Origin of the sequence: Alkalibacterium indicireducens (assembly GCF_039522005.1) — a bacterium.
Taxonomy (GTDB): domain Bacteria; phylum Bacillota; class Bacilli; order Lactobacillales; family Carnobacteriaceae_A; genus Alkalibacterium; species Alkalibacterium indicireducens.
Map to the genome: position 1 here is coordinate 1 of NZ_BAAADA010000077.1, position 10,120 is coordinate 10,120.

Sequence of the window (10,120 nt, forward strand, 5' to 3'; positions counted from 1 at the left end):
TCTCCCACTTTCACTGGTGCTTCGTACCCATACGTTTAGAAGTGGGAGACTTCTTTCGGAATTACGTTAAAAAGAAATTTTACCTGTGCGAAAAAAAAGATGCCCTTTTGACGGAGGCATCTTTCTATGAATAAACTGCATTATTCGTGACTATGTATCACATGACACATGGTGGGACAGTACTTAGTGCTGCTTCCTTCCGGATCTGACACGGTTCATACGCCCACCATTGCCATGAGGCCTTGCGGCAACTACTATAATAGCATATCCTCAAGATGATTAAAAGGTGTTTTTTTTAATCGATCCGATTTAATGGCTAGTTGCTCCCCGCTTCAACTTTTTCAGCCTGTCAATTTTCAGGATGAGTACACTTACAGCCGACAGCTGAATCCTCTGATTTTAACCATAACCAGGGCACTGGTGCGGGATGCTGCAATCGGGATTATGATAAATACTGAAACCATTACACTCAGTGTAACGATAATTGAATCCGGTAAAAAATAAGCTACCCCCTGCAGCAAGAAAAAATAGAGCAAGTAGAAGAGGATACTTAGTGACGGACAAAGATACTGCTTCATATACTGATCCCTCCTTCAAAGGTAACTATACTGTAAAAGGCTCAATAATGAAAGATGAAAAGAAATGACCGGTCATTTTTTCATTATAATGTTTTTGAGTTTGTTCTAAGACGCTTCTTGTGGCCCACTCACCTCTCCTAAATACTATAAGCTGGTCATAGCACCTTCCTTAATACCACTCTCAGAAGAATGATCCCTACTAGTACATACGAAAAAAGACACTACATTGTCGATCTTCACAACGTAGTGCCTCTTCTCTTGATTCATTTAATACGTCAATAGTCAAAGACTGTCTGATTTACCCTTCTTTAAGCGGACCGCCCATGCCTCCGATCAATCCGATCAGAACCAGAACCAGCGCCTTACCGAGTGTTCGCATAGTACAGCTCCTATCTACAGATACATGTCAGCTTCATTTATCCGATATAATCAATATTCTCCAGTTTCATTCCGCTGTTTGGAATAGCCGGAACCTTCACCATGCTGTAGCCGACATCCTGCTCCGGCACCTCATAACTGATTTTATTGATCAGATAGTCCGTAACGATTTCCATAGCTCTAACAGTATTCCATTCTCCAGGGCAGCGGTGACCTGTATTATAATCTCCTCCGCCTTGAGCCACCAGTTTCATCTGGACCTGATCCGTCGGACTTGTATGCCAGTCTTTGAAACGTTCAGGATCAAACGCTTCAGGATTATCCCAGATACGTGGATCGTGATTGGTACCATAAAAGTCCAGGATTACAAGTGTATCTTTTTCAAACTGGTATCCATCCCAGATAAAGTCTTTTCTAGTAATGGACCCATTGAACGGGAAAAATGGGTAATACCGTCTGATTTCCTGGATGAACATATGCAGATAATAGGGATTGTCTCCGTTAAGTTTATCCTTGATTTCAGGGAAATGATGCAGGCTCAGCGCTGTGAAGGCAAAGTAGATGGCTACCGCTACTGAGGGACGCAGAACGTTGAGCAGTTCCACGGCAGCTGTCTTCAAGTCGAGCAGTTCACCGTCAAGATCCTTGAACCATGAAATCTGGTAAAGAGCAGTCTCTTCTTTCGGATGCAAGTCTCCGTCTCTAACCTGCTGAATCAGTTCCTTGTTCCAGGATTCGGCCTGCTTGCGCCCGATTCGTCCTTCTATATGACGCGTGCTGACGGCCATTGGCGATTCGAACATACTGACCAGCTGTTTTGTTCGCTTCTCCACATCTTTTTCGGGTAGAGGAACTCCTGCCCATTCACAGACAGCCTGTGTCAGAATTTTCTGACTTTCTTCATAGAAAACGATCGAATCCTTCTTGATCCATTCCTTTGTTTCCTTCAGCAAGTACTTCTCAACAAGTTTAGCCCAGACTTCAATCCGTTCTTTGGACATCAGTCCCATAAAGAAAGCTTTACGATGTCTGTGTGCTTCATCATCAAGTCCCTGAACCCCTCCTTTTCCGAGCAGTGTCGCTTTCGCAGGCTCAGGGGCAGCTCCTTCACGTTTAAATTTGCCTTCGTCATAAAAGAGTCTAGCTGCTTCTTCCCCACCAATAACTACTGCCTTTTCACCCAGTAAATGTGTTTCGAATGCGTCTGCTTTATAGATCTTATGTCTGTTAGGGGCATACATATACCCTTCTCTGAGTGCCTTCATTCCATTCTCGAAGCCGGCTTCTTTTGGAAAACTTCGTGTTTTCTGCATACGTCTCCTCCTTAAAGTTTTCTTATCTTTAAGTATAAAAAGAGTGCGCCACTTATCGCAAATGATCCCCCTTACTGATTTTGTTCCCTCATCTGCTCATCATATTCCGTTTTAAGGATCGAATAATAGACGTCATTGAACCATTCCCCTTGCTTCCATTTTCCGACATGACGAAGGGTCCCTTCCTTTTTCATTCCAAGACGTTCCATCACTTTCCCCGATACGGCATTGCGTTCGTCATGCAAAGCGGCAATGCAGTCGAGTCCAAGTGTCTCGAAACCTAACTTCAATACACGCTGGCCGGCTTCCGTCATATACCCTTTTCCGTGAAACGCTTTGTTTAAGGTGTATCCAATGATGGCCCGTTTGTCTTCGCTTTTGATTCTCAAATCAATTGTACCGATCATTTTACCTGTCCCCTTCAGCTCGATTCCGAACTTTCCGAACGGGTCTTCCAGAAAATACTCAGTGATGGCTTCTTCCGTCTTTTCAAGCGACGTATGTCTTTCAAAAACATAATAGGTCGTCTCTTCATCCTGGGCATATTCGTACATATCCGGTGCATCTTTCAATGTGACCGGTCTGAGAATCAGTCGCTCTGATTCGATCCGATTGTTTTTTGCCAGTTTAACTTTAATTGGTATCATCCAATCCCTCTTTTCTTTGTCTTGCTGCTTAATTTTTATATTAATAGAATAGCATAATAGAAGGCTTGTTCCTATTTTTGAACGCTTCGGACATCATTATGAAAAGTTTCAGAAACTTTCATGAAAACTTGTTGACTACGATCTTGTTGAGGACTATAATAAATTCGCTATAGAGATGTTTTAATTAATTGAAAGAAGGATTGTAGTATGTCATTAACCGGTCTGTTCCTTGCATTAGGCTTTTCATTTATTCATTTAAGCTCCAGACATTTTAAATTGCGCCTATTATCCGTTAACCAGTTCACCTCTTTTGTTGGAGGAATTTCACTAGCTTATGTATTCTTCCACTTGATTCCGACCGTTCAGGGGTATGAGCATGAGGTTATGGAGACCTTTAACATTTCATCCCAGAATGCGTCTCACCTGATTTTCGGCTCTATGCTTGCGGGAATTGTTGTCTTTTACTTTCTTGAGCTGGCTTTAAAATCATCAAGACTGAAACTGGCAAAAAGCGATTTTTCTACTTCAGGTATTTTCTGGGCTCACATTGGGTCATATTTTCTCTATAATTTCATTATCGGTATCCTGCTATCCAACCAGAGTTTTGAAACGACCTTTACTGCACTGCTTTACTTATTCGCTATTGGTGTCCACTTCATGACCAATGACTGGGTACTGCGTCACCACTTTGAAAAACTGTACGACCGATATGGTCTGAAGCTCCTCGTCGCGTCTGTGCTGCTGGGATGGCTTCTCGGATTGACTATTCACATCTCTCACACGTATATGGGACTTCTGGAAGCTTTCGTAGCAGGCGGACTGATTCTCAACGCTTTAAAAGATGAACTTCCAGCCTGTAAAGGAAGCGGCATGACCTCATTTATGGTCGGCCTGGTCTTCTACTCCGGACTATTGATGTTTATCTTATAATACAAAATAAAAGTACAGGATATTCGGACGACACGCAAGGTGCTGGTCCGGATACCCTGTACTTTTTATTTAACCGCAAATCGACTGCCATCAGAATGAAAGGCCCCTGTTACATCCCATTTCCATTTGAGGGACGGGTTTTTTCTTACCTTACATGAGAGAATAATGTAAATATACCAGGCTGTATGAAGCAAAGTAAACGAAACAATCAATTCGATAATGTTGGTAAAAATATAAGTCCGCTCTGTAGCCTGGTTCAGTGTATACAGAAAGCCCGGAGTGGCTATCAGGACAACAAAGAAATTCATGACGAACAAATAGATCATGTCTGTAATAAATTCGCTTAATGAATAATTGAATTTAATATCCATCAGACCGAAGATGATCAGTTCAATAACCATGATCCCTGTTACCATTGTCATGATAAATCTGAAATCAAAATCGAACGCACTGAGTATAATCCCGGCCAGAAATAACGGTAATTCCACAAGCATCTTGTACCGGCGGCGTTTATCCTTTTCTGTCAACTCACTGTATTTTAACAATTCTCTCACCCCTTTCTCATTGTACAGCATTACATTACTAATTTCTACAGGAATACGTGTAAAGTAGCAAATCTTTCTACTTTACACGATTGCCGTTACAAGAGCGTATATACTGTAGTTATTTTATATGCAAATTAAACAGAGGAATCTCCTATTGAACTTTGATCATGATTAAATGACCGATCAAACAAAAAAGGATTGTCCAGTATACAGCTGGACATTCCCTTATTCTCACTACTTATTGTACTTTTTTATAATCAGGCATCTCTTTGCTTTCTTGCTTTCTTATTACTCTGCATGATATTCCAGGACCGCTTGATTGTACCCAGTATGTTGGTGTCAGAATAAACCAGGACATTGGAGCGGTAAAAGGCAAGAGCCACAGCAGAAATCAATGCTGCAAACCCGACTGTTCCTACAATGGACAGCCAGATTCCACTTGTCGCGACAGTCCCTGATGCGATCCTGAACGGCATCACGAAAGGCGTAAACAATGGAATATATGAGAATACGACGGCCAATGTATTTTCAGGAGATGTGAAAGCAAATAATCCGACATAGAACCCGGCAAGAGCGATAAAGACTATCGGGGTGACAGCTTTATTCACGTCTTCCATCTTAGTAGCCAGCGAGCCGAAGAATGCTGCGAGTATGACATATATCAGCACCCCCGCTACAAAGAATATCAGTGTATACCCCAGCAGTTCCTGAAGCATGCCCATAATATCCATCTCACCTATCAGTCCTTGGACAAAATCAGTGTCTCTGAAGTACAGATAGGCTGCAAATCCTACAGCTGCATAAATCGCGATCTGAGTCAGCATCACCATGATGACCCCAACCAGCTTCCCGAAGAAATGATTGGTTGCTGTCGCACTGGACAAGATGATTTCCATAATACGTGTGCCTTTTTCGTTGGCCACTTCTTCAGCTATGATTCCGGAATATGTCATGATGAAAGCCATTATAGCAATACTGACCGCATAAGCGCTCCATTCCTGGATCATTCTATCGGTTGTGTCTTCTTCTGTCAGTGCCCCTTCTTCGATACTGACGACTGTTTCTTCTACTTGAACAGCCTCTGTCAGAGACATGACCTCTTCAGGAGCCAGCTCAAGATCATTCGCTCTAAGCATCGTCTGATAGTTTGTCAGCACTTCAGTAATGATTGGTATCTGATTAGACAGCTCGTTTGCATGGACGATTTCTGCCTGAAGGGTTTGTGCTTCAGTATTGATGACCATATATCCTTCGATATCCTCAGCAGTCAGGGCTGTTTCAGCTTCCTCTTCAGTCGTAATGTCTCCAGCAATCTCAAAATTCCATTCTTCATCTGAAAACAGCTCCTGAAGAGCCGGATCATCTGTTACGACAGCAATCGGTGTTGGCTCAGCGTTTTGAGCTTCCTGTGAAAAGTAGTAGGTCATCCCGGCGATAAAACCAATAATGATCAGCGGAATGAGAACCATGACGATAAACCCGAATGATTTAATATTTTTCTTGTATACTTCTTTAGTAATGACCCAGAATTTATTCATTTCGCTCACCTGCCATTCGTTTAAAAATCTCTTCTAAAGTTGGAGGTTGCTGGCTGAACGTCGGGATATAGCCGTTTCGTGTTGCTGCCTCAAAAATAGCCTTTCCTTCTTCAGCCTGAGTCAGATAGACAATATCGATCCCGTCTCTGTTTTTCTCCACCCGCTGTACACCCGGGAATTCCAGAAGAGCTTCTTTGCTTAGATCAGACTCTAAAAACAGCTTCGTCCGTCCAAACTGTTCGCGAATATCACGAACCGCCCCATTAAGTACCTGTTTTCCATTTTTCAGCATGATCAGGCTGTCACAGAGATCTTCCACATTGTTCATATTATGGCTGGAAAATATGATACGTGCGCCTTTACTCTGAGCTTCTCTTATCCCTTCTTCGAGGAGTTCTGCATTGACCGGATCTAATCCGCTGAACGGTTCATCAAGAATAATCAGTTCCGGTTCATGAATCAGGGTACAAATCAGCTGGACTTTCTGCTGATTCCCTTTTGACAGAGTTTTTACTTTATCTGTCTTTTTCCCTTTTACGTCGAACTTTTTCAACCAGTCATCAATCAGAGGACTGATCTCGCTTTTCTTCTTCCCTCTCAGCTGTGCAAAATAAAGAATCTGATTCTCAATCGATACTTTAGGATACAGCCCTCTTTCTTCTGGAAGATACCCTATTTTATTGAAGATCTTTTTCGACAGACGCTTATTTTCCCAAAGCACTTCACCCTGGTCTGCTGTCAGCAGATCCAGTATGATACGGAAGGTTGTCGTTTTTCCTGCGCCATTCTGACCGATGAGACCCATGATTTCTCCGGGACGTATGGTAAAACTGACATCTTCAACAGCTGTCAGATCCCCAAATGTCTTGCGCAGATTTTTCACCTCTAACATATTGTCTCCTTCTTTCTCTATATTATGTACTCTCATAGAATACTGATTATCTGTAGTATACCGCTTTAGGAGAAAATAAACATCAGACCTCCGGACCATTTTTCACATTTTATTCATCCTTTATTCATAAAAAAGAGAATGCCTCGGCATTCTCTTTTTGTTAATCTTATCCTTCAATTATCTTGATATAAACATGCCGTGTTCTCGGACCGTCAAACTCGGTAAAGTAGACACTCTGCCAGGTGCCGAAAACCAGCTTGCCATTCTCAATAATCAAGGTCTCACTGGCTCCGACAAGCGAGGATTTAATGTGCCCATCAGAGTTCCCTTCCGCATGAACAAAGTAGTCATGATCAGGAAAGGTATCATCCAGCACGCGTTTCAGATCTGTCCGGACATCCGGATCAGCATTCTCGTTGATTGTGATCCCACCTGTAGTATGCGGGCAGTAAACCACCATGATGCCGTTCTCGACCTGACTGTCTTCCAGCGCTTCATTCAAATAACGGTCGATCATAACAAATTCCTGCTTATGATGTGTATCAATTGTAATTTTTTTCAAATAGCTCATTGATAACCCTCCATTTATTTGATTCTCTGTCTGATAATTATATGGTAATTAGACTTTTTCTATCCATCCTTCAGGAGCCGCTACATCTCCAAACTGGATCCCGACTAGTTCATTATAGAGTCGCTTAGTAACGGGACCGACTTCTGTTTCAGAATAAAACACATGGAAATCATCCTCTACCTGAAGTCCACCGATCGGAGCAATAACTGCAGCCGTTCCACACGCACCAGCTTCTTTGAACTGATCGATATCCCTGATGAATACGTCTCCTTCAAGCGTGTCAAGATTCAATCTGTTTTCAGCAAGCCAAAGTAACGAGTACTTGGTTATGCTGGGCAGTATGGATGGTGACTTGGGTGTGACAAATACATCATCTTTGGTGATTCCGAAAAAGTTGGCTGCTCCGACTTCTTCTATTTTAGTATGTGTTTCCGGATCCAGATAAACCGCATCACTGAAGGAGCGTGACTTGGCTTCTTTTCCAGGAAGGAGGCTGGCCGCGTAGTTCCCGCCGACTTTAGCTGCTCCTGTTCCTTTCGGTGCCGCACGGTCATAGCCGCTTACGACAAAGTTGGACGGTTTCATCCCGCCTTTGAAATAAGATCCGACTGGCATGGCAAATATTGAAAAAATATACTCATCGGCAGATTTTATCCCAATATTGTCGCCTACCCCGATCATGTAAGGACGCAGATATAAAGAGCTGCCCGTCCCATATGGGGGTACCCATTCTTCATTAGCACGGACAACTTTTTTTACCGCCTCCACAAACTTGTCTTCCGGATAAACAGCCATAAGTAGACGTTCACAACTTTTCTTCATTCGAATGGCGTTTTCATACGGCCTGAATAAATTAATGGACCCCTCTTCAGTCCTGTAAGCTTTCATACCTTCAAAACACTGCTGACCATAATGCAGGGCAGTGGATCCTTCAGAAATGTGAAGGCGATTGTCAGTCGTCAGTTCCCCTTCATCCCATTCCCCATCTTTGTATCGAGAGATAAAGCGATAGTCTGTCTTAATATATGAGAATCCAAGGTTTTCCCAATCTAAATCTTTTGTCATACATCTTCCCCTTTTCATGTCCCCCTAGTTACCTTTTTATTATACCAAAAAAATGACAAAATTTTAATGTTTCAGTCCATCCCTTTTTCTTCTGACCAGCTCGCTCATGATGAATGAAAATATGCTACACTGATAGTAAATCAACTATAAAGGATGACGCGTATGAAATTAGGATGTATCGGATTCGGAAATATGGCTCAGGCCATTGTTAAAGGGCTGCTGAAGAAGGAACTGATTCAAAGAGACGATCTGATTGTTTCGACTTATTCTCCGGAATCACTCAAAAAAATCGAAGAAAACTGGCAGATCAGTGTGACTCATGTCAACCAGGATGTGATCGACGCTTCAGATATCATTATACTGGCAGTGAAGCCTCATCAGATGGATAATGTGCTTGGTCCCCTTTCTATACCAGAAAACAAGCTCATCCTGTCCGTAGCTGCAGGATACACGAGTGAACGTCTGAAGCAGTTTTTATCAGAAAGTCAGTATCTTCGCACCATGCCGAACCTTAACGCACAAGTAGAAGAGTCCATGACAGCCATTGTCGAAAACCCCAGTGTTTCAGAAGAGAATATAAAGATCACTCAAGATATTTTCAACGCGGTAGGAGAAACAGTTATCATTCCTGAAAATCAGCTGAACATTTTTATCGGACTGGCCGGAAGTTCTCCTGCGCTGGTTTTCCTGTTCATTGATACGCTGGCTAGAAGTGCTGTTAAACATGGCATGAAAAAAGATACGGCTGTAAAGATTGCTGCTCAAGCTGTGTTGGGAAGTGGTAAAACCGTCTTACATGCCACCGACTCTCCTCAGACACTAATCGATAAGGTATCCTCACCCGGAGGCATCACTGTTGAAGCGATCCTGCACCTATTGCAAAGTGACTTTTCCGATTCAGTCATTGGCGCTTTCGACAAAATGATCGAGAAAGATCAGGCCATGTCCGAAAAACAGTAATTAATGGTCTCTTTTTGAACTACTCCACCTTAAATCCTAAGGGATTTTGAAGATGGAGATTCCTAAGAACTCCCACCTATTGGTCGGATATTGATTAGGCTAACTCTGTAGTCCCTACAGTTCTGGAAGTTAAAATACGCAATGCTTCCTGGTTTAAATTTATGCTTGCGTTAGTATCCCGGTCGTGATGAGCATGACATTCTGGACATTCCCATTTGCGAACAGCGAGATTCTTAACGGCTTTGTTTTGGTAGCCGCATCCCGAGCAGAGTTGGCTTGAAGGAAAGTTCCGTGCGACAGCGATTATTTCTTTCCCATACCACTTGGCTTTGTATTCTAACATAGTGCGAAATTCCGCCCAACTTACTTCTGAGATGGATTTAGCTAATTTTCGATTGAGCATCATATTCTTTACCAACAAATCTTCGATACCGGTTATGTCGTGGTTTTTGACAATCTCGGTGGAGATTTTATGAAGGTAGTCGGTGCGTTTGTTTTTGATAGTTTCGTGAGTGTTGGCAACTTTGATGCGCTGCTTCTGATAGTTCTTCGATTCGGATAATTTTCGACCATCTTTGAGCGCTTGTATTTTCCTTCTGGATAGTTTGCGTTGTTCCTTTGCTAGTTTAGTGTCCAAAGAACGAAAGAATTTTGGATTCTTGTAAACTGTTCCATCCGAAAGAATCGCAAAGTCTTTTAATCC

At 42.5% G+C, this 10,120-nt stretch carries 11 protein-coding genes and 1 other RNA gene; 3 read left to right on the plus strand and 9 right to left on the minus strand.

Annotated features, from left to right (window positions below; all coding sequences use genetic code 11):
• Positions 1 to 152: 152 nt before the first annotated feature.
• Positions 153 to 242: signal recognition particle sRNA small type (gene ffs / locus ABFX15_RS04875), an RNA gene on the minus strand.
• A gap of 70 nt (positions 243 to 312) precedes the next feature.
• On the opposite strand from ffs, the gene ABFX15_RS04880 reads away from it, so the two are divergent.
• Complete coding sequence (locus ABFX15_RS04880) at positions 313 to 504, plus strand: hypothetical protein (protein WP_346024364.1); 192 nt, start codon at positions 313 to 315, stop codon at positions 502 to 504.
• Between the two features lie 490 nt (positions 505 to 994).
• Here ABFX15_RS04880 and ABFX15_RS04885 read toward each other — a convergent pair whose 3' ends face one another.
• Entirely contained in the window at positions 995 to 2,269 is a 1,275-nt protein-coding gene (locus ABFX15_RS04885) for a cytochrome P450 (RefSeq protein ID WP_346024365.1), read from the minus strand.
• 71 nt (positions 2,270 to 2,340) lie between these two features.
• Positions 2,341 to 2,916: a GNAT family N-acetyltransferase gene (locus ABFX15_RS04890; RefSeq protein ID WP_346024366.1), complete on the minus strand. Its 576-nt coding sequence runs from the start codon at positions 2,914 to 2,916 to the stop codon at positions 2,341 to 2,343.
• Positions 2,917 to 3,123: 207 nt separating this feature from the next.
• On the opposite strand from ABFX15_RS04890, the gene ABFX15_RS04895 reads away from it, so the two are divergent.
• A complete protein-coding gene (locus ABFX15_RS04895; protein WP_346024367.1) occupies positions 3,124 to 3,846 on the plus strand; it encodes a hypothetical protein in 723 nt (240 codons plus the stop codon).
• Positions 3,847 to 3,911: 65 nt separating this feature from the next.
• Here the strand turns inward: ABFX15_RS04895 and ABFX15_RS04900 are convergent, their stop codons facing one another.
• The 5 genes from ABFX15_RS04900 to ABFX15_RS04920 form a co-directional block, all read right to left on the minus strand.
• Positions 3,912 to 4,391: a hypothetical protein gene (locus ABFX15_RS04900; protein WP_346024368.1), complete on the minus strand. Its 480-nt coding sequence runs from the start codon at positions 4,389 to 4,391 to the stop codon at positions 3,912 to 3,914.
• A gap of 257 nt (positions 4,392 to 4,648) precedes the next feature.
• Positions 4,649 to 5,929 carry an ABC transporter permease gene (locus ABFX15_RS04905; RefSeq protein ID WP_346024369.1) on the minus strand — a complete coding sequence of 427 codons (1,281 nt, stop codon included), beginning with the start codon at positions 5,927 to 5,929 and terminating at the stop codon, positions 4,649 to 4,651.
• A complete protein-coding gene (locus ABFX15_RS04910; RefSeq protein ID WP_346024374.1) occupies positions 5,922 to 6,821 on the minus strand; it encodes an ABC transporter ATP-binding protein in 900 nt (299 codons plus the stop codon). The genes ABFX15_RS04905 and ABFX15_RS04910 overlap by 8 nt, the downstream gene beginning before the upstream one ends.
• Before the next feature lie 166 nt (positions 6,822 to 6,987).
• Complete coding sequence (locus ABFX15_RS04915) at positions 6,988 to 7,392, minus strand: secondary thiamine-phosphate synthase enzyme YjbQ (protein WP_346024370.1); 405 nt, start codon at positions 7,390 to 7,392, stop codon at positions 6,988 to 6,990.
• Positions 7,393 to 7,440: 48 nt separating this feature from the next.
• Positions 7,441 to 8,457 (minus strand): branched-chain amino acid aminotransferase, encoded by a 1,017-nt coding sequence (locus tag ABFX15_RS04920; protein ID WP_346024371.1) that lies wholly within the window; start codon positions 8,455 to 8,457, stop codon positions 7,441 to 7,443.
• Positions 8,458 to 8,619: 162 nt separating this feature from the next.
• On the opposite strand from ABFX15_RS04920, the gene proC reads away from it, so the two are divergent.
• Positions 8,620 to 9,417, plus strand: coding sequence for a pyrroline-5-carboxylate reductase (proC, locus tag ABFX15_RS04925; protein ID WP_346024372.1), 798 nt, complete (start codon positions 8,620 to 8,622; stop codon positions 9,415 to 9,417).
• A 94-nt stretch (positions 9,418 to 9,511) separates the two neighbouring features.
• Here proC and ABFX15_RS04930 read toward each other — a convergent pair.
• On the minus strand, positions 9,512 to 10,120 hold a 609-nt coding region (locus tag ABFX15_RS04930; RefSeq protein WP_346024373.1), incomplete at its 5' end, for an RNA-guided endonuclease TnpB family protein.